The 22,711-nt window shown below is 45.4% G+C and carries 22 protein-coding genes; 15 read left to right on the top strand and 7 right to left on the bottom strand.

Annotated features, from left to right (window positions below; translation table 11 throughout):
• Positions 1-7: 7 nt before the first annotated feature.
• On the bottom strand, positions 8-1,285 hold the full coding sequence (locus ACK1LH_RS16250; protein WP_411333623.1) for an NAD(P)/FAD-dependent oxidoreductase: 1,278 nt from the start codon (positions 1,283-1,285) through the stop codon (positions 8-10).
• Between the two features lie 336 nt (positions 1,286-1,621).
• Between ACK1LH_RS16250 and ACK1LH_RS16245 the strand changes: the two genes are divergently transcribed.
• Together ACK1LH_RS16245 and ACK1LH_RS16240 are read left to right on the top strand one after the other, a co-directional pair.
• Positions 1,622-3,244, top strand: coding sequence for an oligosaccharide flippase family protein (locus tag ACK1LH_RS16245; RefSeq protein ID WP_411333621.1), 1,623 nt, complete (start codon positions 1,622-1,624; stop codon positions 3,242-3,244).
• A gap of 98 nt (positions 3,245-3,342) precedes the next feature.
• Positions 3,343-4,068, top strand: a complete 726-nt coding sequence (locus tag ACK1LH_RS16240; protein WP_411333620.1) for a pseudouridine synthase — start codon at positions 3,343-3,345, stop codon at positions 4,066-4,068.
• Between the two features lie 88 nt (positions 4,069-4,156).
• Here ACK1LH_RS16240 and ACK1LH_RS16235 read toward each other — a convergent pair whose 3' ends face one another.
• Both ACK1LH_RS16235 and ACK1LH_RS16230 read right to left on the bottom strand, forming a co-directional pair.
• Positions 4,157-4,381, bottom strand: a complete 225-nt coding sequence (locus tag ACK1LH_RS16235) for a DeoR family transcriptional regulator (protein WP_029278908.1) — start codon at positions 4,379-4,381, stop codon at positions 4,157-4,159.
• Between the two features lie 308 nt (positions 4,382-4,689).
• On the bottom strand, positions 4,690-5,991 hold the full coding sequence (locus ACK1LH_RS16230; RefSeq protein ID WP_411335109.1) for an NCS2 family permease: 1,302 nt from the start codon (positions 5,989-5,991) through the stop codon (positions 4,690-4,692).
• Positions 5,992-6,328: 337 nt separating this feature from the next.
• Here ACK1LH_RS16230 and pepV point away from each other — a divergent pair, with 337 nt between their 5' ends.
• Positions 6,329-7,723, top strand: a complete 1,395-nt coding sequence (gene pepV / locus ACK1LH_RS16225; RefSeq protein ID WP_411333618.1) for a dipeptidase PepV — start codon at positions 6,329-6,331, stop codon at positions 7,721-7,723.
• A gap of 114 nt (positions 7,724-7,837) precedes the next feature.
• Entirely contained in the window at positions 7,838-9,016 is a 1,179-nt protein-coding gene (locus ACK1LH_RS16220; protein ID WP_029278914.1) for an MFS transporter, read from the top strand.
• 26 nt (positions 9,017-9,042) lie between these two features.
• Here ACK1LH_RS16220 and cysK read toward each other — a convergent pair whose 3' ends face one another.
• Positions 9,043-9,975, bottom strand: a complete 933-nt coding sequence (cysK, locus tag ACK1LH_RS16215) for a cysteine synthase A (RefSeq protein ID WP_029278916.1) — start codon at positions 9,973-9,975, stop codon at positions 9,043-9,045.
• 199 nt (positions 9,976-10,174) lie between these two features.
• On the opposite strand from cysK, the gene thpR reads away from it, so the two are divergent.
• The 7 genes from thpR to ACK1LH_RS16180 all read left to right on the top strand — a co-directional run bounded on the left by thpR (position 10,175) and on the right by ACK1LH_RS16180 (position 17,033).
• On the top strand, positions 10,175-10,723 hold the full coding sequence (gene thpR / locus ACK1LH_RS16210) for an RNA 2',3'-cyclic phosphodiesterase (RefSeq protein ID WP_411333616.1): 549 nt from the start codon (positions 10,175-10,177) through the stop codon (positions 10,721-10,723).
• A gap of 46 nt (positions 10,724-10,769) precedes the next feature.
• Positions 10,770-11,153 carry a CidA/LrgA family protein gene (locus ACK1LH_RS16205; RefSeq protein WP_320156514.1) on the top strand — a complete coding sequence of 128 codons (384 nt, stop codon included), beginning with the start codon at positions 10,770-10,772 and terminating at the stop codon, positions 11,151-11,153.
• Positions 11,153-11,839 (top strand): LrgB family protein, encoded by a 687-nt coding sequence (locus ACK1LH_RS16200; protein ID WP_029278922.1) that lies wholly within the window; start codon positions 11,153-11,155, stop codon positions 11,837-11,839. Before ACK1LH_RS16205 ends, ACK1LH_RS16200 begins: the two co-directional genes overlap by 1 nt.
• Positions 11,840-11,870: 31 nt before the next feature.
• Positions 11,871-12,791: a hypothetical protein gene (locus ACK1LH_RS16195; RefSeq protein ID WP_411333615.1), complete on the top strand. Its 921-nt coding sequence runs from the start codon at positions 11,871-11,873 to the stop codon at positions 12,789-12,791.
• Between the two features lie 126 nt (positions 12,792-12,917).
• Positions 12,918-13,835: a diacylglycerol/lipid kinase family protein gene (locus ACK1LH_RS16190; RefSeq protein ID WP_411333613.1), complete on the top strand. Its 918-nt coding sequence runs from the start codon at positions 12,918-12,920 to the stop codon at positions 13,833-13,835.
• Positions 13,836-13,909: 74 nt separating this feature from the next.
• Positions 13,910-16,042: a type I pullulanase gene (gene pulA / locus ACK1LH_RS16185; protein ID WP_411333611.1), complete on the top strand. Its 2,133-nt coding sequence runs from the start codon at positions 13,910-13,912 to the stop codon at positions 16,040-16,042.
• A 190-nt stretch (positions 16,043-16,232) separates the two neighbouring features.
• Entirely contained in the window at positions 16,233-17,033 is an 801-nt protein-coding gene (locus ACK1LH_RS16180; RefSeq protein WP_029278930.1) for a phosphotransferase family protein, read from the top strand.
• Here ACK1LH_RS16180 and ACK1LH_RS16175 read toward each other — a convergent pair.
• Positions 17,030-17,308, bottom strand: coding sequence for a YtzH-like family protein (locus ACK1LH_RS16175; RefSeq protein WP_029278932.1), 279 nt, complete (start codon positions 17,306-17,308; stop codon positions 17,030-17,032). The two genes, ACK1LH_RS16180 and ACK1LH_RS16175, sit on opposite strands and share 4 nt — an antisense overlap.
• 213 nt (positions 17,309-17,521) lie before the next feature.
• On the opposite strand from ACK1LH_RS16175, the gene trmB reads away from it, so the two are divergent.
• Together trmB and ACK1LH_RS16165 are read left to right on the top strand one after the other, a co-directional pair.
• Positions 17,522-18,163 (top strand): tRNA (guanosine(46)-N7)-methyltransferase TrmB, encoded by a 642-nt coding sequence (gene trmB, locus ACK1LH_RS16170; RefSeq protein ID WP_282033129.1) that lies wholly within the window; start codon positions 17,522-17,524, stop codon positions 18,161-18,163.
• 77 nt (positions 18,164-18,240) lie between these two features.
• Positions 18,241-19,089, top strand: a complete 849-nt coding sequence (locus ACK1LH_RS16165; RefSeq protein ID WP_282033128.1) for a YtnP family quorum-quenching lactonase — start codon at positions 18,241-18,243, stop codon at positions 19,087-19,089.
• Between the two features lie 41 nt (positions 19,090-19,130).
• On the opposite strand, the gene ACK1LH_RS16160 is transcribed toward ACK1LH_RS16165, so the two are convergent.
• Positions 19,131-19,442: a PepSY domain-containing protein gene (locus ACK1LH_RS16160; RefSeq protein ID WP_282033127.1), complete on the bottom strand. Its 312-nt coding sequence runs from the start codon at positions 19,440-19,442 to the stop codon at positions 19,131-19,133.
• A gap of 512 nt (positions 19,443-19,954) precedes the next feature.
• Between ACK1LH_RS16160 and ACK1LH_RS16155 the strand changes: the two genes are divergently transcribed.
• Together ACK1LH_RS16155 and ACK1LH_RS16150 are read left to right on the top strand one after the other, a co-directional pair.
• Positions 19,955-21,028, top strand: a complete 1,074-nt coding sequence (locus tag ACK1LH_RS16155; RefSeq protein WP_029278939.1) for a M42 family metallopeptidase — start codon at positions 19,955-19,957, stop codon at positions 21,026-21,028.
• An 80-nt stretch (positions 21,029-21,108) separates the two neighbouring features.
• Positions 21,109-21,636, top strand: a complete 528-nt coding sequence (locus ACK1LH_RS16150; RefSeq protein ID WP_411333609.1) for a DUF84 family protein — start codon at positions 21,109-21,111, stop codon at positions 21,634-21,636.
• Positions 21,637-21,704: 68 nt separating this feature from the next.
• On the opposite strand, the gene ACK1LH_RS16145 is transcribed toward ACK1LH_RS16150, so the two are convergent.
• The gene (locus ACK1LH_RS16145; RefSeq protein ID WP_411333607.1) at positions 21,705-22,637 is read right to left on the bottom strand and encodes an aldo/keto reductase; all 933 of its coding nucleotides are present in this window, start codon (positions 22,635-22,637) and stop codon (positions 21,705-21,707) included.
• Positions 22,638-22,711: the final 74 nt, after the last annotated feature.

Genomic DNA, 22,711 nt, shown 5'->3' with positions numbered 1-22,711 from the left:
GAAGCCGCTATAAATTAGCTGCTTCCTTTGCATATTGTGCGGCATTTTTTCCGGCAAGCCTGCCGGTTACAAGAGCAGATGTAATGTTGTAGCCTCCTGTGTAGCCGTGGATATCAAGGATTTCTCCGCAAAAATACAAACCGTTCATAAGTTTTGACGCCATTTCTTTCGGATGGATCTCCTTAACCGATACTCCGCCCCCGGTGACGAACGCCTTGTCGATAGACAGCGTCCCGTGGACGTTAAACTGAAATCCTTTGCAGTCCTGTATGAATGACCGCCATTTTTCCATCTGAAGATTGGCAGCCTGAAGATTCGGGTCTATTCCGTTTTTCTCAAGGAGAAACAGAAGGTATCTTTCAGTCAGGAATCCTTTCAGCACGTTTTTAACGGCTTTCTTAGGTTCTGATTTGAAGAGCTTGACCGTCTCCTGAAAAAGCTCTTCCTGGTTCCGGTCCGGAAACGAGTCGATGCTCACGGGAATAGCCGTGGTTTTGAACTTTTTCATCGCTTTGACGACGTATTGGCTGCAGCGGAGAACAGCCGGTCCGGAAATCCCGAAGTGGGTAAAGATCATGTCCATCTGGTGCGTTTTGATGACCTTGCCTTTAGGATTCAGCACGCTCAGGGCAACATTCCGGAGAGAGAGGCCCTGTAGCGTTTTTTCCTGAATGAAATGTTCATTGGATGTTACTGGAACTTCTGTTGGAAAAAGCTCTGTAATGGTATGTCCTGCTTTTTCAGCCCAGGCATATCCGTCTCCTGTGCTTCCGGTATGGGGAACGCTTTTGCCCCCGACAGCAACCACAACCGACTGTGTTTGAATATACTCGCCGTTTTTTAAACGCACACCGGCGGTCTTGCCGTTCTCGTACTCGATCGTTTCCACTGGCTCGTTTGTACGGATTGTCACACGCAGCTTCTTAAGTTCATTAAGAAGAGCATCAACAACAGACTGAGCTTTGTCTGTGACCGGAAACATCCTGCCGTGGTCTTCTTCCTTCAGCTGTATGCCAAGCTTTTCAAAAAAGCGGATAATATCCTCATTGCTGAATTCTGAGAATGCGCTGTATAAAAATCGTCCGTTTCCGGGAATATGTTTAACAATCTCATCAACCGGGAGCCTGTTTGTGACATTGCATCTGCCGCCACCTGAAATCGCAAGCTTTCTGCCGAGTTTATTTCCTTTATCGAGCAGGAGGACGCGTGCTCCCTTTTCACCTGCCGCAATCGCTGCCATCAGGCCGGATGGACCGCCTCCGATAATCACTACATCAACCTTCATTCTTTCACAACCTTTTCTTTCTGAAAAACCTTTTCTCTCCCTATTATAGCGGAATCACGTAAAATGCCAAATCCGCCTTTTATTGTTTTATAAAGAATATAAGGCTGTTGATAACCTTACAAAGTTATCAACGGCAAGCGGAAGCGCCTAGATCCTCTGTCAGAACAAATCCGCCAAAAAAGGCGGGACCCGGACTTTTCCGTCGGATTCTTATCTGCCTGCCGGATCTTACCAAGGCGCTTCCGCTTTTGTCATGCACAAACATTCTTGTTATAGGTCTCTAATGTGTTAAAATAGAAAAGTTGAATCTTCAGAGAGAAATTGGTGATTTCATTCATGTCGAATAAATTATTGCGGGGTACACTCGTATTAACGCTTGGCACCTACATATCAAGGATTCTTGGAATGATCTACATTATCCCGTTCTATGCGCTTGTCGGAAAAGACGGCGGGGCCTTGTACCAGATCGGATATGCGCAGTATGCCGTTTTCCTCGGCATTGCGACCATGGGATTCCCCCAGGCGGTTTCAAAATTTGTATCTAAGTATAATTCCATCGGGGATTACGCAACAAGCAGAAAGATGTTCAGAGTGGGCATCTCGGTGATGTTCTTAACGGGAGTGCTTGCGTTTATTATTCTCTATTTTCTGGCGCCGGTTCTGGCGGAAAGCTCGCTTGGGCAAAGAGAGATCGGCAATACCACGGTTGACGATGCCGTGCTTGTCATCCGCATGGTCAGCCTCGCTTTAATTGTCGTGCCGATTATGAGCCTGATCAGGGGGTTTTTCCAGGGACATCAGTCTATGGGGCCAACTGCCGTTTCTCAGGTCATTGAACAGATAGTGAGAATTGCTTTCCTTCTTGCGTCAGCTTATCTTGTCCTGAAGGTATTTGACGGTTCGCTTGTAACGGCAGTCGGCTACTCCACCTTTGCTGCATTTGTTGGAGCCATCGGAGGCCTGCTTGTGCTGTTTGCTTACTGGCAGCGCCGCAAACACGGTCTTGAAGCTATGAGGGAGAATGTGGTTCCTTCTGAAAATATGCCCGCAGGACGCATGTTTAAAGAGCTTTTTTCATACGCAGGGCCATTTGTTTTTGTTGGACTTGCTATTCCTTTATATACGTACATTGATACAAATACGTTCATTAAATCGATGGTTGAGGGAGGATTCAAAGAAACGGCAACAGGTATATTCTCAATTGTTGTCTTATATTTGCCAAAACTTGTGATGATACCCGTATCACTCGCGACAGCATTTGGACTGACGCTTGTACCGACGATTACAAGATCCTTCACCGATAAGAATATGAAGCTTGTGAATAAGCAGATTGATCAGGCCTTTCAGATTATCATATTCCTCACACTGCCTGCTATTGTCGGGCTGGTGATACTGTCAGAGCCTGCCTATATGCTGTTTTATGAAAACGATCCGGACGGGGCACTCTTGCTGAGATGGTTCGCGCCTGTAGCGATCCTGTTTTCTTTCTTTACCGTAACAGCAGCCGTTCTGCAGGGAATCAACAAGCAAAAGCTTGCTGTTATTTCCCTTTCACTTGGACTGATCATTAAACTTGCTGTGAATGCTCCGCTCATTGAGGCGTACCAGGGTGTCGGATCCATTCTCGCAACAGCGCTTGGGTTCGGTGCATCTATTCTGTACAGTTTTGCAATGATACGCCGCCACGCAGGCTATTCATTCAAGCTGCTGTTCAAGCGCACCGTCTTTATCGGAATTCTGACTGCTTTTATGGGTCTGGTCGTGTCAGTCACCCAATCCGTTCTATCTATTTTTATTGAATACCCTGATGGGAAAATGCAGTCAGTCATCATACTGCTGATTGCGATCGGTTTAGGAGCAGCTGCATACCTGTACGCAGCGCACCGCTCTCACTTGCTCGAGAAGCTGCTCGGCAGCCGTTTTTCCTTTTTAAACCGCAAGAAGAAGGCTGCTGAATAAGCCTTCTTTTTTCAAAGCTCTAGAAGAAAAAAAGAGGCATACTTCCAGGATTCGAATATTCGCAATTTTATACTTTACCGCAAAAGGCAGGTCGTAACATGAGAATCGATAAATTACTTTCAAACATAGGGTACGGAAGCAGAAAAGAAGTAAAGCAGCTTCTGAAGACAGGTGCTGTAAAGGCTGACGGCAAGATCATCAAGGATGCCAAAACACATGTTGACCCAGCGGTTCAGGCCGTGACAGTACACGGTGAAACAGTCGAATATAAAGAGCACATTTACCTGATGCTGAACAAACCGGCCGGCTTCCTGTCGGCCACAGAGGATTCTGTCCAGAAAACGGTTATTGATCTGCTTGAAATGAACGATGCCGTCTACAAGCCATTTCCTGTAGGACGTCTTGATAAAGACACAGAGGGACTTTTGCTCCTGACAAACGACGGCCAGCTGTCACATCAACTGCTTTCTCCTAAAAAGCATGTGCCAAAAACGTATTATGCGAAAATCGAGGGACACGTCACAGAAGAAGATGCGTCTGCTTTCAAAGAAGGTGTAGAGCTTGATGACGGGTATGTCACAAAGCCTGCCCGCCTTGAGATCATCGAAGCAGGAGAACGGTCAGAGATTCATATCACAATCACTGAAGGGAAATTTCACCAAGTAAAACGGATGTTTGAGGCAGTCGGCAAAAAAGTAGCCTATCTGCAGCGCATCAGCATGGGCCCGCTTCATCTGGATGAGAGTCTTGAACTCGGGGAATACAGAGAGCTGACGGACGAAGAAGTGGAAGCACTGAGAAATGCTAAGGCCATAGAGCTGTAAAATACAAAGAAAAAAACCAGTCGCCAAAAGGGCAGACTGGTTTTCTTATGTATGCAATTTTAAAATTTTTTCCGGAATAAGCGGCTTTCTAGGAAGACATTTTTCTAACCTTCTTCTGTGTAATTGTCCATTTGCCTCTGCTTGGGCTCCGAACCAGGTCATTATACGCTAACACATTTAAATCTCTTTGAATGGTTCTCGGTGTAATACCAAATTCGTCAACAAGCTGCTGAGTTGTAACAGTACCTCTTTCATGGATAAACATGTAGACAGATTTGATACGAGTTAGCATACGGTTTGTTGAAGGTTTCAAAAAACCACTCCTTATCATTTGATCGTATGGCATAGCCTAACCTACGATGTCCCCTACTGCAGATGTTACTGTACTAATTAAATTTATGAACGCTACAACAATATTTTACACGATTTCGACATCATCATACCAGCGAAAAGCTAGAATTAACAAAATTTTTACATAGTTTTAATCTTGTTACACGCTGATCTGCTCTATATTTCTTATTTTACTATATGTGATTAATTCTGAATAGTATGACATTTTTGTGCGTATAAAAAGCACCCATATCTAGTATGGATGCTTTTAAAGTGTTTTATGAGCGGTTTTTAATGCCCGCCGAGGAACACAAGCTGAATGAAGAACAGAACGGCAAAGATATAAACGAACAGGTGAACCTCTCTCCATTTTCCTTTTGCTATTTTCATGAGCGGGTAGGAGATGAAGCCTAGCGCTATGCCTGTTGCAATACTTGATGTGAGCGGCATTGCGATAATGACAAGGAAGGCAGGAAAAGCTTCGTCGAGTTCGTTCCAGTTAATTTTCGCAATGTTGCCCATCATTAAGCTTCCTACGATAATCAGGGCAGGAGCTGTGATGGCTGCTATGCCTGAAACGGCTCCTACAAGCGGGCTGAAAAATGCGGTAAGCCCGAACAGGACGGCAACGGTCAATGTAGTGAGTCCTGTTCGTCCTCCGGCGGCAACGCCTGCAGAGGATTCAATGTAGGCAGTCGTCGGACTTGTGCCGAACATAGCGCCTACAGTCGTTGCAGCAGAGTCGGCAAGAAGGGCTTTGCGTGCATTCGGCAGTTCATTTCCCTTCATAAGACCGGCCTGCTGGGCAACGCCGATCATCGTGCCGGTTGTATCAAAGATCGTAACCAAAAGGAATGAGAAAACAACGGCGTAAAGGCCATTTGAAATCACCTGTCCAATGGCATCGGCCGGGTTCAGGACCATAAATCCTTCAGGCAGGCTCGGTACAGAGACAAAACCATTTTCAAATGAAAGTTCTCCGGTGAAATAGGCGATAATTCCAGTAATGATCATACCAAAGAACAGGGCACCGTGAACATTCAGGCTCATAAGGAGCAGGGAAACAGCAAGCCCGATCAGAGCAAGGATGACAGGAGGTGAAGAGAGATCACCAAGCGTCACAAGATTTTCAGGATGGTCTGTTACAATGCCTGTCAGTCTGAGGCCGATGAAGGCGATAAACAGCCCGATTCCCGCTGTAATTCCGTATTTCAAGTTAGCAGGTATGGCTTCAATCAGTTTTTTGCGAAAAGGCGTCAGCGATAAAATCAGGAAAATGAGGCCCGCCACAAAAACAGAGGCAAAGGCAACTTGGTAGCTGACCTGATGGCCGCCGACAACCGAGTAGGCGAAGTAAGCGTTGAGACCCATTCCGGGTGCAATGGCAATCGGGTAATTTGCAGCAAGCGCCATCCACAGCGTTCCTACAATTGCCGCAATGATGGTGGCTGTAAACACCTGGTCGAATGGAACGCCTGCATCTGCTAGAATAATCGGGTTGACAACCACGATATAAACCATTGTCAGGAATGTTGTAATTCCTGCAAGTGCTTCTGTGCGCACCGTTGTTTGATGTTCTTTCAGTTTAAACATAAGTAAGCCTCCAATTTGTAATCTGTCGCGCAGCCTGGCTTCAGCTGCTGTCATGAGAAAGGTCCCTTGAATACAGGGACCGCTGTTGAATAATCGGCATCTGCCTTTTTATGCGCTGTCTATCGGCAGCAGAAGCAGAATGAGTGATAAGTGCACTTGATAAACGAACGTTTTTGCAAAACATTTATTATATTATTCGTTTTTAGGCAGATTTGCAAGAGTTTTTGTTTTTTGTTTAAGCTTAGTTTCTCCGTGCAGCGCTTTCTTATGTTTGCATCCTTTGGTATCTTAACTAAGTAGAGGTACGATGAAAATGATCATGAAAAGAGGTATGCAAATGGAATGGATGCAGGAAGTACTGAAGAGAAAAGATCAATTTACTGAAGATACTCAGGAATTTTTGCGGATTAAGAGTGTGCTTGATGAGAAATCAAAAACAGAAGGCGCCCCATTTGGAAAAGGCATACATAAAGCTTTAACTCACATGCTCCAAAAGGGAGAAAAAGACGGGTTTACGGCCAAAAACCTCGACGGATACGCCGGACACCTTGAAATGGGACAGGGAGATGAAATTGTAGGCATACTCTGTCATGTCGATGTTGTACCTGAAGGGGACGGCTGGAGCAGCGATCCTTTCGGAGCAGAAATCCGTGACGGGAAAATTTACGCGCGCGGGGCGATTGATGATAAAGGCCCGACTATGGCAGCTTATTATGCCATGAAGATTGTGAAGGATCTTGGGCTTCCGCTGAACAAGCGGGTCCGGATGATTCTTGGAACAGATGAAGAAAGTGACTGGGGCTGTGTGGAGCACTACTTCAAACATGAAGAAATGCCTGCCCTCGGTTTTGCTCCAGATGCAGATTTCCCAATCATAAATGCCGAAAAGGGAATTATTGATGCAAAGCTTTCTTTCCATTTTGATAAAACGAGCATCAGCAAAAATGGACCAAAGCTTCTTTCTTTCAAGTCAGGAAGACGTTTTAACATGGTGCCGGATTTTGCCGAAGCGATCGTTCAGACAGAGGATGCAAAAGCCCTTTCCGAAAAATACAGCAGCTACCTGTCCCAGTATGAGATCAAAGGCAGTGTTTCAGAGGAGAATGGCACCCTCAAATTAACTGCTGAAGGAATTTCCGCTCACGGAAGTCTTCCCCATACAGGCAAAAACGCAGGTCTTTTGCTGGGGCTTTTCCTTGCTGAAGCCGAGCTTGATCATAATGGAAAGGTTTTTGTGAGGCAGATGACTGCCTTTTTCAGCAATGATACGAGAGGCGAGAAAATCGGCATTCAATGTGAAGACGAAGTAAGCGGAGAATTGACAGTCAATCTCGGCATCATGTCATATGACATCAAAGATGGCGGAGAGCTTGGGGTAAATATCCGCTACCCTGTTACAGCAGATTCGGAAAGGATTGAAGAAGGACTCAAATCGATTACTGATTTTCACCTTACCTCCTTCAGCGACTCAAAGCCGCATTATGTAGAAGCAGAGCATGAACTCATTCAAAAACTTAAAAAGGTTTATGAGGAGCAGACTGGCGAGAAGCCTGAACTGATTGCCATAGGGGGAGGAACGTATGCCAGGTCACTTAAAGCCGGTGTAGCTTTCGGCCCGATGTTTCCTGGAAGACCGGATGTTGCCCATCAAAAGGATGAATATGTCATCATCGATGATCTTCTGAAGGCAACGGCCATTTATGCCCAGGCCATTTATGAACTGGCAAAATAAGATTAACGAAACGCTTTTCATGTGGTAGGATGTTTGAAGAAGCTTTTAGCCGCTCCCTTTTCCGGGAGCGGTTTTTAGCAATCAAATGACAGGTGGGGAAAGAAGGCTGCTGGTTTGGATTATTCTCTTCAAAGAGAACACCGCATGACGCGGGTTTCGTTCTGTTCGTTTTATTTTCTCATGTTTTTTGCCATAGGTTCTCTGTTTCCTTTATTGCCAGTTTATTTAAAGGACAGTGTGGGACTTTCAGGAAGCCAGATTGGAATCATTATGAGCATCAGCCCGGTTGTTATGATTTTAGTTCAGCCGCTGTGGGGGGTATTAAGTGACATCACGCAGAAACCGACTGTTTTACTGACCGTCGCTTTGACGCTTGCCGGACTGTTTGGGATTGTATTCTCACTTCTTGACGGCTATTTCTGGCTGATTGTGATTGCTCTGCTGCTGGCGGTTGTTCAGAGTGCTCTGATTCCTTTATCCGACAGCATTTCAATGAATTATGTCCACAAGACCAAAACGGAATACGGTTCCATCAGGCTGTGGGGAGCTGTTGGTTTTGCAGTTGCTGTCATGGCTGTCGGCCAGCTGTCTGAACACTATTCTCTTCACGTGATTTTTTATTCTTTTGCACTCGTGCTGTTTCTGGCCATTTTCTTTGCAGCTCAGCTGCCGAATGAAAGCAGAACGATGCAGATCAGCATCCGTGACGGCATAAAAGAACTTGCGAATGTTCCAAGGTATTTTCTGTTTCTATTTATAGCATTTCTTGTTCTCGGCCCTATTCTTGCCAATAATATTTATTTCGGTATTTTTGTCGCTGATCTTGGCGGCGGGCTGACCGGTATCGGCATTGCATTTTTACTTGCGGCGGGCAGTGAAGCCCCGTTTATGAAGTTTGCAAGCAGCTGGATCAGGCGCCTCGGCATGATGAACATCCTGGTTATGGCAACATGCATTTCATGTCTCAGATGGTTCCTGTATTTCTTTGAACCGCCACTTGGGGTTGTGTATGCCACAACGATTGCACAAGGGTTTTCTGTTGGATTGTTCATTCCTGCTGCCCTCCAGTATGTGAGAGAGCTTGCTCCTGTTTCTGTAGGGGCAACGGCGATTTCTCTGTATTCATCTGTCGGCAACGGGCTGGGAAACTGGTTTTGCACGTTTTTTGGGGGCCTTATCCTTGAAGGGTATTCGATTCTTCATGTGTATTTATTCTTTGGAACGATGTCCCTTATTGCGCTTGTCATCCTTTGTGTGATGAAGCTGAATCAAAAAAGAGCTGTTCCGGTTTAATCCGGAGCAGCTCTTTTTCTTAAGACCTATTCTTCTCTGAATACATCGCTTGATAAATACCGTTCACCTGTATCGCATGCGATGCAGACAACAACATCATCCGGTGTCAGGCGTTTGGCAACTTCAAGGGCGGCAAAGCAGGCTGCCCCTGAGGAAGGACCGACAAGGATTCCTTCTTCCGCAGCAAGTCTGCGTGTGATGTCGTACGCTTCAGCGTCCTGTATTTTAAAAATTTCATCGTAAACATCCTGATTTAAAATGTCGGGAATAAATCCGGGGCTTGTGCCGACAAGCTTATGCTTGCCTGGCTTTCCTCCTGAAAGGACCGGGGACCCGGCCGGCTCTACAACATGCACGGTCAGATCCGGATAATGCTCTTTGAGTGTTTCGCCGGTGCCTGTAATGGTCCCGCCGGTGCCTGCCGTTGCAACGAATGCAGTAAGCTTTTTCCCGATCTCATCCATTGCGGCAATAATCTCGGGTGCCGTTGTTTTGCGGTGGGCATCAGCATTTGCTTCGTTTTCAAACTGCATGGGAACAAAGCTGTCAGGGATTTCCTCTGCTAGCTCGTTTGCCTTTTTTATAGCACCGGGCATTTTTTCGTCGCCGGGTGTAAGCACAACTTCTGCACCGTAAGCTTTAAGCAGATTGATGCGCTCCTGTGTCATCGTATCAGGCATAACAAGAATGGCTTTGTATCCTCTTGCTGCCGCATTCATGGCAAGTCCAATGCCTGTATTCCCTGACGTTGGCTCGATAATCGTTGAATGTTCGTTTAACAGGCCTTGCTTTTCGGCCTCGACAATCATATTAAAAGCAGCTCTGTCTTTTACACTGCCGCTTGGATTGAAGAACTCAAGCTTAAGGTAAACCGCAGCCCCGTCTTTTGGATTCAGGCGGTTTAATTTTAAAAGAGGTGTATGGCCAATTAAATCTGCCACATTTTCTACAACACGCATGATTATTTCAGCTCCTTTAGTTGATATAATAGCATATCCTCTGTTTGCCTTCCCAGCAATCGATTTTCATGAAACGAGGCGCTTTGGTTCTATTCTTCCCGCAGACTTTGATAAAATGAAAAAAGTGTCTGCGCAGTTTTTGCATGGAAGCATACGAGCAGAGCCATACTCTTAGCAAACAGACGGGAAAGGAACCGTTATGACAACACAAACCCATTATTTTATTGGAATACCTGTCCCTCAGAATGAAGCGGAAATGCTGACTGCAAAAACAGAAGGGATGAAGAAGCTGTTTAAGTCCTGGGTTCATCCTCTGGATTATCATTTGACGCTCGCTTTTTTGGGGCATCCTGATTCCGCTGATCAACTGCAGGCCGTCATGAAGGAACTGCACACAGCTTTTGGCGAGTTTCCTTCATTTCACCTGTCAATCAGTGGCTTCGGCACATTTGGGAGAAAGCAGGCTCCCCGAATTTTCTGGGCTGGTGCGGAAAAATCAGAGCCGCTAGAAAAGGTGAGGGAAACGGTATACTCCATGTGCAGGAAACACGGTTTCGCACTAGATGAACGTCCATTTGCCCCTCATATCACGATCGCGAGGAAATGGGCGGCAGATGAAGACTTTCAGGAAGAGATGCTTCCGGGTCATCCGGTGTCAGCCTTTCAGGTTTCAAAAATCAATCTGTTTCAGACCAAGCTTGGGGAAGTCCCCAAGTACCATACAATTGACGCTGTCTTATTGCGATGATGCCCAATAAGATAAATAAGACTCTTTTACGCTTAGCGGGGAAACTATGAAATTTATACGTATTGTTATTCAGCTTGCCGGATTATTTCTATTTTATTTTGCCGGAACAGCCATTCAGCAATTTTTCAACTTGTCCATGCCGGGCAGCATTATCGGCATGTTTCTTTTATTTTTCTGCTTGTCCTTCAAACTCATAAAACTGCCGCTGTTAAAGGAAGGAAGCTCCTTTTTGCTTAAACATTTGGCCTTGCTTTTCGTTCCTGCAACGGTCGGGCTGATGGACCATTTTGACCTGTTTGCGGGAAGAGGCCTGATCAGTGCGCTGATTGCTCTTTTCAGCACAGCTCTCGTCATGCTTTCAGCCGCTTTTGTAAGCCAGTGGATGAGCACCAGAAAAACGGCAAATGAAGGAGAGGGGGAAAACCCATAATGGCTGTGATCTTCTATATTGTCCTTACGGTAATCGTATACGCCCTTATGAGAGAGGTTTATAAAAAATACCCCTTTCCTCTATTAGTGCCGATCTCGACGAGCACTTTTCTCTTAATTGTGCTTTTCCTTCTCACAGATACCGAGTATGCTGAGTATATGACTGGCGGAAAGTGGATTGATGCTCTTTTAGGCCCTGCAGTAGTCGCACTTGCTTATCCGCTGTATGAAAACAGACATGTGATGAAGAGGTATGCGTGGACCGTTTTTACAAGCGTGCTTACGGGAAGCATTATCGGAATAGTAAGCGGGGCCGGCCTCGCAGCATTATTCCATGTAGACCGGGAGATGATCCTGTCGCTCGCTCCTAAATCGGTCACAAATCCCGTTGCAATGGATATTTCAGAAATACTCGGAGGAATCCCTGCGCTTGCGGCCATATATGTGGTTATAGCAGGCATGTCGGGGGCTGTTTTCGGGCCGTCTCTTTTGAAAGCTTTTGGCATTAGCCATCCCGTTGCAAAGGGAATCGGACTTGGTGCGGCATCACACGGAACGGGTACGGCGAGGGCTCTTGAAATGGGAGAGCTTGAAGGAGCTGTCAGTTCCATTTCCATGACGCTGTGCGCCATTTTCACGGCTGTTCTGTGTCCGTTATTGGTTCCGTTTCTTTTACACGTTCTGTGAGTTTGAATGTTTCGGAAGGAGTTTACATAAAGTGGCTCAATTAATAAAAGTTCATGCGTGCATATCCAGATATGAAATGGATCTGTACCGCTATCAGAGCCGTTTTCTGCGTGTGAAAAAACAGCAGTGGCTCATGCTGAAGGATGCTTTTGAAAAGAACGAATTTCACCATTTTGTTAAAAAAGAGCAAATGGAAAGCATGGAAAAAGAGGGGGATTCGCTATCGAGGATACGGAGTTACAGGCTTAAAAAGGAAAGGTCCGGCACAACTGTCACCTATCCTGAAGCAAATATGGATTCACCTGAGCTGAGCTTCCATGCCACCCCCGGCTCGCTTGATGAGCTGAAGGAAATGTTTATGAAGCGTGTCTTTCATTTCCAGCTGAAATGGGCAACGTCAACCATTAGGGACAGATCTTTTGCAGATCCGTCTCTCTCGGATGACCACAATCTGCAGGAACTTCTGCAAAAGCTTCCGGATCAGCATCTGATCATGTATGCTCCGGTCCTAAGGGTGAAAAATACATCCATCGCCCTCGACACGATTTTAATAAGCCCGGGGGAAATCACGTGCATTCACTTTCTTGAAGGCGGCCGCCATGACGTATATATGGGATCCGCAGAAAGGTTCTGGCGTAAAAACCCGGGAGAAAAAGATGAATCAAGTCTCCTCTCGCCGATGATCAGCCTCAGCCGGACAGCAGCCCTTGTAAAGCAGCTTTTAAAAGAAAAAGAGATTGGATTAAAAGTGAAAAAAGCACTTGTATGCAAAGAGGGCTTTGTTGAATATCCCGAGGCTCCCTATGATCTGACAGTTGCGGATAAGAGGTCATACAGCCGGTGGATGTACCCTCACGTCCATCATTCAATGCCGATGAAGCATGATCAGCTGAAGGCAGCAGGTGTGCTCCTGGCTAATTGTGTGATCGAATCGTTCAGAAGAAATGACTAATGCGCCTTTTGGCGTATTTTTTTACCCAATTACACCCACTTCATCTAAGAAAAAAGCTATAATTTTACTAGACTCGGAATATCTCTTAAGGTATTCCTATTCCACTTGAAGATAATGGGGCTGACGATGGAAAACAGCATATACTTTATTATAAATCCCGTTGCGGGAAACGGACGGTCTTTGCGTGTCTGGAAGAAAATGAAAGAAGAAATGGAAAAGAAAAACATGGAGTACCGGTCTTTTATGACGGATTACGCCGGACATGCAGAAGTACTTGCCAGGCAAATTGCATCCATACATGATTACCGGCTGAAAACGGTGATAGGCATTGGCGGAGACGGAACGATTCACGAAATTGTAAACGGGCTCAGCGGATTCGATCATATACAAATCGGTTATGCGGCATCAGGGTCGGGCAATGATTTTAAGAAGGGATACGGCAGCTCAAAGGCGAAAGGCTCCATTCTCACAAGACTGAACAGACAGGCTAAAAGCTATGATTTGGGCTGCTGCAGGGCCGGGAAAGCAGACCGGCTGTTTGTGAACAGCATAGGTGCAGGCTTCGACGCCTACGTTGCGAAACTTTCCAATGAAATGAGTTGGAAAAAGTTTCTGAATAGAGCGGGTGCAGGCTCCTTTGTGTACACTCTTGCTCTTATGAAAGGTCTTTTCACCTACCAGCCCGGTCCGCTCTCTGTAACGATTGACGGCGAAGAAAAGGTTTTTGAGAAGGTCTGGCTTGCTGCAGTCAGCAACCATCCGTTTTACGGGGGAGGAATGAAAATCTCTCCTGATGCAAGGCCTGATGACGGATTGCTGAATGTCACCATTGTCCACGGATTATCCAGAGGAAAACTGCTCCTTCTTTTTGGACTTGTTTTTGCAGGCAGACATAAAGGGCTGAAGGAAGTTTGCATGATGGAGGGTCATGAAATTATGATATCAGGTCCCGTTTCTGTCATGGTGCATGCAGACGGAGAATATCTAGGCGAAACACCTGTTACAGTCACATTAAGGCCGAAAAGCATAAAGTATTATATCTGAATAAATATCAAGACGTGTCCACATGGGTATACTGGTGTGATGAAGAAACAACTATTGCAGGCAGGTGAATCAACATGCTAACGGTACAACGTGCATATCATGCATACCTTGACGAAATGAACTTAATCACCATTTTAATTCCTGCAGAAATGCAGGGAGACGGAAAGAGGACGTTCTATCTGCTTGACGGGGAGACCCGGACAGAGCTCAAGTGTGAACGGATCGAGACGATTGAAAACAGAGTAAAGATTCAATGCAGGTTTGACCCGTCCGTTAAGCCATTCGGAAAACTGTACGAAATTTGTGATGACCTGAACCGTAAAACCGATCTGCAGATGGGGGCTGTCATCAGAACGGATTTATTTGATGACTATTTTTACTACGGAGAAAATGACCTGGGTGCAGTATGCGGGGAGGAATCCACAGTATTAAAGGTCTGGGCTCCTACTGCGACAGAGGTGAAAGTAAAGCTTCTTTTTCCGGATGTAAATAAAATCGAAACGATGCCTATGACCCTTGGAGAAAAAGGAATTTGGTCGATAGAGCTTCAGGGCAATTTTGACAGCGTTTTCTATACGTATCTTGTCTGCGTTAACCTGATCTGGAACGAAGCTGTCGATCCTTATGCAAAAGCGGTTTCCATTAACGGAGAGTATGGTGTCATAACAGATCTGAAAAAAACAGCCGTCTTAAGGAAAAAACCTCAACCTTTTGAAAAATTGACCGATGCCATTATATATGAGGCTCATATACGCGATTTCAGCATCCATCCGGACAGCGGCATAAAGCAAAAGGGAAAATACGCAGCCTTCAATGAAAAAGAGACGAAAACAGCAGGCGGATTATCGTCTGGTCTTTCTTATTTGCAGGAGCTTGGTGTGACCCATCTGGAGCTTTTGCCTTTTAACGATTTTGAAGGCGTGGACGAACAGGACACATCCGCGGAGTATAACTGGGGATACAATCCTCTGCACTTTAATGCGCCGGAGGGAAGCTATTCCGCGAAACCTGATGACCCTGCCGAACGAATAAGAGAATTAAAGAGCGCCATTCAGTCTATTCATGAAAGCGGAATCAGAGTGATTATGGATGTCGTGTACAACCACGTCTATATCCGGGAGACCTCTTCTTTTGAAAAAATTGTACAGGGGTATTATTTCCGTCACGATCACAACGGACTTCCGTCAGATGGAACAGGTGTCGGAAATGATATCGCATCAGAAAGGAAAATGGCCCGCAAATTTATTGTGGATTCTGTTTCCTATTGGCTGAGCGAATATGATGTAGATGGTTTCCGTTTTGATTTGATGGGTATTTTAGATGTTGAAACGATGAATGAAGTTCATGCATCATGTATGAGGATTAAGCCGGATCTTCTTATTTTGGGAGAAGGATGGGACTTAAACACCCCGCTTGCCTATGAAAAAAAAGCGATTATTGCAAACGCAGGGAAAATGCCGGGCATCTCTTTTTTCAATGACCAGTTCAGGGATGTCATCAAAGGGAGCACATTTAACCTTTACGACAAAGGATTTATTTTCGGGCATACATCAAACCCTGATTTGCTGGCAAGAGTCATGACAGGTTCGATTGCCCATTTCACGTCGCCGGCACAATCCATTAATTATGTGGAATCCCATGACAATCATACGCTTTGGGATAAAATGGAGGTTTCAAATCCTCATGAGGCGCATGAAGACAGACGGATGAGGCAAAAACTTGCTGCCGGAATGGTCATCCTTGCGCAGGGCATCCCGTTTTTCCACAGCGGCCAGGAATTTTACCGGACGAAAAAAGGCGTTGAAAACAGCTATAAATCACCTGATGACATCAATCAGCTCGACTGGAATGAACGGGAGAAATACGCTGAAGATGTCAAGTACGTCAAGCACCTTATTGCCTTAAGAAAATCCCACGGCGCCTTCCGGTTTGCAGCTTCTGATGAAATCAGCAGACATTACCGGGTACTCAAAAATGATGGCGGAGTATACGCATATGCATTAATGGACGTAAAAGATTATGGTCCATGGAGACACATTGCGGTCATCCACTGCAGCCATCGAAACGGTGCGGTCATTCCGCTCCCTGCAGGAGGAGAATGGGAAATAGCATCAAGTCCATCGATGCATAAAAATCACCATGATCAGAAGGCAGACTCACAGATCACAGCAAATGAAATCGGCACTTTGGTCTTGTTTCAAAAGTAGCTTTTCGGTTTTTCTTGACTAAATTCGCCTGGAAACGATAAAATTTAAAAGGATGGCTACTTGTATCTGTTTGATTCATCAAACTAGCTGTCTTTTTTAATTGACTGAAATGATGACGAATGACAGGAAAAGCGCATGCTTTCTTTTCCTATTCCAAACTTATAAATGAAATGTTGGGTTGAAATTGAAGGTGAACTGGTTGGAACAACTACTAGGCAGCGAGTGGGAGCTATCTCCTGCTGGCGGAGCAACAGGCGATGCCTATTTTGCACAGCGAGAAGGACAAAAATTGTTCTTAAAACGAAATAGTTCTCCATTCTTGGCCGTTCTGTCTGCAGAAGGAATTGTTCCTAAGCTTGTATGGACAAAGAGACTGGAAAATGGCGATGTGATTACAGCACAGCACTGGCTCAGCGGCCGTGAACTGAAGCCGAATGATATGAACGGGGAAAACGTAGCGGAACTGCTGCATAAGATCCATCATTCAAAAGAACTGCTTGATATGCTGAAACGTCTTGGAAAGCAGCCTCTTACTCCATCCTTGATATTAGAGGACTTAAAGCAAACGGTTGAGTTTGAAAATTTCTATCTCCCTGAAGTGCTGCAGGCCCTTCACTATCTTGAAGAAAACCTGCCATATGTGGATTGTGCCGAAAAAGTGGTCTGCCACTGCGATGTCAATCATAACAATTGGCTGCTCTCAAGCGAGAACCAGCTCTATCTGATTGACTGGGACGGCGCGCTGATAGCAGACCCGGCAATCGATATCGGCATGCTGCTTTACTGGTACATTGACGAAAAAGACTGGGACAGCTGGCTCTCTACTTACGGACTTCAGCTTAACGATCAGCTTAGGGCCAGAATGTTCTGGTATGTGCTTGCGCAAACGATTACCTACACTCTTTGGTACCGTGCCAAGCACAACGAAAAAGAAACCAACGAATGGCACAGCTATCTGCGCCAAATGATCACAAAAATCAGCGCAGATTAAGAAAACGAATCAATGTCGCTGATCCATTGTGACAGCACATTTTGCTGAGACGTAATATATGAATTCAGTTCAGGGGAATTTTTTCCGTCCTGGCTGTACGAATAAATCGATTGCAGGACACCCTTTAAATCCTGATGCACATCAGCATGAACCATTAAAGATTTCACCACGCGCTCAAGCTGCTCGCATTCAGCAACCGTTCCGCAGCAGTCACTCTGGTGCTCTGACAGAATATCCTTTAACAACTCAACTTGATTCTCGTATTTAAGCGGCATAAAAAGCCTCCTTTGCAAATTCTTCTCTTAATTTGCGCAGGAGACGCTGTTTTCATTCCGCCCGTATGCAGCCGGTTCCGCGGGGAGCCGGCTTTTTTGTTTTTTGGCTGAACAATTCACATTTTCTGTTAATGATTCCTGCAGAACATCTTGCACCGCGAACATTTTCGTGATACCCTTTTATCCGACATTACATGGACAGAGGTGTGCTTGATGCGACAGCGAAACAAGCCTTGGGCAAATGACTACATTGCCGGGCATTCACATATTGCAATACAGAATCCTAAAGAACAAAGAGGAAAGTGGAGCAAGCTTTTTGGAAACGAAAATCCAATTCATATTGAAGTGGGGACAGGCAAAGGCCAGTTTGTAACAGGAATGGCAAAAGCAAACCCTGAAATCAATTATATCGGCATTGAATTATCTCAGAGCGTCATTGTCGCAGCCCTTCAAAAAGCGGTTGAATCAGAGTGTGAAAACCTTTTCCTGCTTAACGAAAACGCCGAAGATCTGACAGACCTTTTTGCAGAAGGAGAAATTGACAGAGTCTACCTGAATTTTTCTGATCCTTGGCCAAAGACGCGGCATGAAAAACGGAGATTGACGTACAAAACCTTTTTGAAAAGATACCAGGATATTCTGGTGGAAGAGGGCGAAATCCACTTTAAAACAGATAATCAGGGACTATTCGAATATTCGCTTAGAAGCTTTTCAGAATACGGCCTGCTTCTGACTTTTGTAAGCCTTGACCTGCACAGCAGTGAGTTTGAGGGCAACATTATGACTGAATACGAAGAAAAATTTTCAAATAAAGGCCAGCGGATCTACCGCTCAGAAGTGAAATTCAGAAAGTAGCTCAGGAGATCAATCCTGGGCTTTTTTAATGCCCGCTGTCTCCTGTTTTTGGTATGATGGAGGAGGAGGGGATAAAAATGGAGAGGTTAACAATTGGGGAAACAACTTTAACTTGGCTTGACGGGGGAGTGACATACCTTGACGGAGGTGCGATGTTTGGCGTCGTTCCAAAGCCGCTTTGGTCTAAAAAATATCCTGTCAACGAGCTTAATCAAATTGAATTGCGGACAGATCCCATACTGGTCCAGAAGAACGGGGTAAATCTTCTGATCGACAGCGGTATCGGGTCCGGCAGGCTCACAGATAAACAAAAACGCAATTTCGGTGTAACAGCTGAATCGAATGTTGAGAATTCGCTCAATGAGCTTGGGCTAAAACCAGAAGATATTGATTTTGTTCTGATGACGCATCTTCATTTTGATCATGTTTCAGGCCTCACCAAACGTGATGGGGAGGAACTGGCATCTGTTTTTCCGAAGGCGAAAATTATCACTTCTCTTACGGAATGGAATGAAATGAAAGAGCCGAATATACGGTCTGCGAATACATACTGGAAAGATAACTGGACGGCCATTGAACATCAGGTAGAAGCCTTTGAGGAGTCATCCGAGGTAGTGCCCGGCATCACGATGTTCCACACCGGAGGCCACAGCAACGGTCACAGCGTGATTAAGATTGAAGACGGCGGGGAAACAATCCTTCATATGGCAGATCTGATGCCTACACATGCGCACAGCAATCCGCTTTGGGTGCTCGCTTATGATGATTATCCGATGACCTCGATTGAACAGAAGCAAAAATGGCTCGGACTTGCTGCTGATCAAAATACGTGGATCTCTTTTTATCATGATGCGTTCTACCGCGCAATCAAGTGGAACAGTCAGCGGGAGATAACAGAAAAGGTCGAGCGGGTTCGTCCGGTTTAATAATGAAGAAGGCATGGGGTGCGCCCCATGCCTTTTGTGTTTTATGCAATTTGTTCAACATGCAGGATATTTCCGTTTGTTGCGTCTACAAATGCTTCGTACTGCTCAAGATCCGATCCTGCCATCCGTGTAACGCCGGCCTTGTAGATGCTGTAAGTTTCCCCCTGATTAATAAAGGATTCACGAACCGTATAAATCCATGAACCATTAATAGGGCCTTTCTCTTTAAACGCGTTCTTCACAGCCGTCAGTGCTTTTTCAGAAGAAATATAAGCCGGCTTCAATTGATCTCTGAAAAGATATGCAGCGGCCAGGCCAATCCCGATTCCTATCAGTACTTTTCTGCCATTCATCACAATCTCCTCCATCCTGTACACGATGTTTTAAGTATACAGAAAATGCCTTCTGTTGTTAAGCAGGAGGGTGGAGAGAAATGATTAAGGATGGTTGCGGGGGAAGTGTTCATAACTGGAATTAGCAGCAGAAACTCTGGGTGGTTTGCGGGTGAAAGTGTTCTTAACTGGATGTAGCAGCAGAAACTCTGGTTGGTTTGCGGGTGAAAGTGTTCTTAACTGGATTTAGCAGCAGGAACTCTGGTTGGTTTGCGGGTGAAAGTGTTCATAACTGGATTTAGCAGCAGAAACTCTGGTTGGTTTGCGGGTGAAAGTGTTCATAACTGGATGTAGCAGCACAAACTCTGGCTGGTTTGTGAGGGAAAGTGTTCATTACTGAATTTAGCTGCAGAAACTCTGGCTGATGCACAAGGGAAAGTGTTCCTGTTCAGGCGATTCCGCTTTTCTTTAGTAGCACGAACGATAAATCTTCTGTAAAATGGAAATATACATAAGTAAAGGGGATATGATGGATGAATCAAGAGACGTTAGAGCTTTTTAAGACATTGACGGAGCTTCCGGGTGCGCCGGGGAATGAGCATGCTGTACGAAAGTTTATGCGTTCTGAGCTCACCAAGTATTCAGATGAGATCATTCAGGACCGTCTCGGCAGTATTTTCGGGGTGAAGCGGGGCAGTGAGGAAGGTCCGAGGATTATGGTTGCCGGCCACATGGATGAAGTGGGTTTCATGGTGACGGGTGTTACGAAAAACGGAATGCTGCGTTTTCAGACGCTTGGAGGCTGGTGGAGCCAGGTTCTGCTTGCTCAGCGTGTGGAGGTTATCACGGATGCGGGACCTGTTCCGGGAGTGATTGGTTCCATTCCGCCACACTTGCTCAGCGAAGACCAGCGTAATAAACCGATGCAAATCAAAAATATGCTGATTGATATTGGTGCTGATTCTGATGAAGATGCGAAAGCTCTGGGCATTAGACCTGGCCAGCAGATTCTTCCTGTTTGTCCATTTACGCCGATGGCCAATCCGAAAAAAATCATGGCAAAAGCGTGGGATAACCGTTACGGCTGCGGTTTATCGATTGAACTTTTGAAAGAGCTGAAAGATGTTACCCTTCCGAATACGCTTTATTCCGGAGCGACTGTTCAGGAAGAAGTTGGTTTAAGGGGTGCGCAGACAGCTGCGAACATGATTCGTCCGGATCTTTTCTTTGCACTTGATGCGAGTCCTGCAAACGACATGAGCGGAGCAAAGCATGAATTCGGCCAGCTTGGAAAAGGTGCGCTTCTTCGCATCCTTGACCGCACGATGGTCACTCACAGAGGAATGCGCGAATTTGTTTTGGATACGGCAGAATCAAACAATATTCCGTATCAGTACTTTGTTTCTCAAGGCGGCACGGATGCCGGTCGTGTGCATACTTCAAACGACGGTGTGCCATCTGCAGTTGTGGGCATTTGCTCACGCTACATTCACACGGCAGCGTCCATTGTGCACATTGATGATTACGCTGCAGCAAAGGAACTGATCGTGAAGCTTGTGAAAGCCTGTGACCAGTCGACTGTAACTACTATTAAACAAAACTCATAAAAAAGGCGTTTCCGCCAGATTACTTTGCGCATTTTGCTTCGGTTTCCCGGAGCTATGCGCTTTTTTAAAGGAGATCAGTTATGAAGGTTGTCATAGGGACATTGAACCCGGCAAAAGTAAATGCCGTAAAAGAATGCCTCGATCAGCTCGGCTCTTATACTTTAAGCAGTACGAGTGTTTCATCAGGTGTTGCTGACCAGCCGTTTTCTGATGAGGAAACGATCCAGGGAGCTGTAAACAGGGCCCTGCGTGCAAGAGAAGAAGAGAATGCCGACATTGGAATTGGCCTTGAAGGCGGTATGATTGAGACAGATGAGGGTTTTTTCCTTTGTAATTGGGGAGCGCTGTCTTTTCAGGGAATGGATCCGATTATTGCAGGCGGCGCAAAGATTCCCCTGCCTGCGGAAATCGGCAGAAAAGTGAAATCAGGTATGGAGCTTAAGCTTGTGATGGATGAGTATGCCAATAAGGAGAACGTCAGCCATAAAGAAGGCGCCGTCGGCATTTTTACAGGCGGGCTTGTGACAAGGAAAGAGATGTTTAAGCATATTTGCCTGCTACTGTTTGGACAATATTTTTACCAAATAAAACAAAAATTAGCAGATTAAAAAAAGGGACCAATCGTTTATCGACTGGTCTCTTTCTATGCGTAATAGGCTTTCTATATCTGCAGCACTTACCCGATTATTTTTTCAATTTCAATTAAATGCTCCGGAGATAAATCAATTGTATCTGCTTTCGCATTTTCCCTGATCTGATCAGCCCGTTTGCCGCCGGGGATGACAGTGTCAACACCCTCTTGCGCAAGCAGCCACACCAAGGCCAGATTAGAGAGACTTGTTCCGTATTCGCCTGCGATTGCTTTTAATTTCTCTACTTTAGTTAAAGCGGCAGAAAATGTTTCCGGCTGAAATAAAGGTTCTTCTTTTCTCCAGTCACCGTCATTCAGTTTCAAATCACGGCTGTACTTGCCGCCAAGGATTCCAAAAGCAAGCGGTCCATATGGAATGAATGAGATGTTATGTTCCCGGCTGTACGGCAAGAGTTCTTTTTCTGCTGAGCGGTCAAGCATGTTATAAGGAGACTGAATGACATCAATATCGTTATGCTGATTTGCTTCTTTGAGCTGGCTTAAACTGACATTTGAAATACCAATAGAACCAATCTTTCCTTCCTCTTTTAAGCGGGACAGTTCACCTATTGCCTCCGCTAAAGGTGTTTCGTTGTCAGGATAATGCAAGTAGTATAAATCGATAAAGTCGGTCTGAAGCCTTTTTAGACTTTTTTCAACCGCAGCACGTAAATATTCCGGTTTGTTGTTGATGCGTGTTGTGCTGTCGTTCAATCGTTCCACTGCCCCTTTAGTAGCGAGCTTGAGACCGGATCGAACTGGTCTAATGATTTCTCCAATAAGTTCTTCTGAACGGCCGAATCCGTAAACATCGGCAGTATCAATAAATGTTATGCCCAAATTCAAGGCTTCTCTCACTAGTTCTCTTCCTTCGTTTTCATCTAGGTTTGCAAATAAGTTATGTCCTCCTACCGCATTCGTTCCCAAACCGATTCTAGTTACGTTCAAATCAGCTTTTTTCAGATGTGCTTTTTTCATTATATGATCCTCTAGTTAATTTAATGTTCTAGTGTTCTACAAATATCGAACACAATGGAATAATAACACGCCTG

Source organism: Metabacillus indicus (assembly GCF_046603695.1).
Lineage (GTDB): Bacteria > Bacillota > Bacilli > Bacillales > Bacillaceae > Bacillus_P > Bacillus_P indicus.
This window is presented reverse-complemented; position numbering and strand designations above follow the sequence as displayed.

Coding starts and splice junctions, on each gene's coding strand:
- ACK1LH_RS16155 (WP_029278939.1), top strand. CDS start 19,955: ATGAATCAAGAGACGTTAGAGCTTTTTAAGACATTGACGGAGCTTCCG.
- ACK1LH_RS16205 (WP_320156514.1), top strand. CDS start 10,770: ATGAAATTTATACGTATTGTTATTCAGCTTGCCGGATTATTTCTATTT.
- ACK1LH_RS16230 (WP_411335109.1), bottom strand. CDS start 5,991: ATGTTTAAACTGAAAGAACATCAAACAACGGTGCGCACAGAAGCACTT.
- pepV (WP_411333618.1), top strand. CDS start 6,329: ATGGAATGGATGCAGGAAGTACTGAAGAGAAAAGATCAATTTACTGAA.
- ACK1LH_RS16160 (WP_282033127.1), bottom strand. CDS start 19,442: ATGAATGGCAGAAAAGTACTGATAGGAATCGGGATTGGCCTGGCCGCT.
- thpR (WP_411333616.1), top strand. CDS start 10,175: ATGACAACACAAACCCATTATTTTATTGGAATACCTGTCCCTCAGAAT.
- ACK1LH_RS16245 (WP_411333621.1), top strand. CDS start 1,622: ATGTCGAATAAATTATTGCGGGGTACACTCGTATTAACGCTTGGCACC.
- ACK1LH_RS16165 (WP_282033128.1), top strand. CDS start 18,241: ATGGAGAGGTTAACAATTGGGGAAACAACTTTAACTTGGCTTGACGGG.
- cysK (WP_029278916.1), bottom strand. CDS start 9,975: ATGCGTGTTGTAGAAAATGTGGCAGATTTAATTGGCCATACACCTCTT.
- pulA (WP_411333611.1), top strand. CDS start 13,910: ATGCTAACGGTACAACGTGCATATCATGCATACCTTGACGAAATGAAC.
- ACK1LH_RS16250 (WP_411333623.1), bottom strand. CDS start 1,285: ATGAAGGTTGATGTAGTGATTATCGGAGGCGGTCCATCCGGCCTGATG.
- ACK1LH_RS16200 (WP_029278922.1), top strand. CDS start 11,153: ATGGCTGTGATCTTCTATATTGTCCTTACGGTAATCGTATACGCCCTT.
- ACK1LH_RS16175 (WP_029278932.1), bottom strand. CDS start 17,308: ATGCCGCTTAAATACGAGAATCAAGTTGAGTTGTTAAAGGATATTCTG.
- ACK1LH_RS16240 (WP_411333620.1), top strand. CDS start 3,343: ATGAGAATCGATAAATTACTTTCAAACATAGGGTACGGAAGCAGAAAA.
- ACK1LH_RS16190 (WP_411333613.1), top strand. CDS start 12,918: ATGGAAAACAGCATATACTTTATTATAAATCCCGTTGCGGGAAACGGA.
- trmB (WP_282033129.1), top strand. CDS start 17,522: ATGCGACAGCGAAACAAGCCTTGGGCAAATGACTACATTGCCGGGCAT.
- ACK1LH_RS16150 (WP_411333609.1), top strand. CDS start 21,109: ATGAAGGTTGTCATAGGGACATTGAACCCGGCAAAAGTAAATGCCGTA.
- ACK1LH_RS16145 (WP_411333607.1), bottom strand. CDS start 22,637: ATGAAAAAAGCACATCTGAAAAAAGCTGATTTGAACGTAACTAGAATC.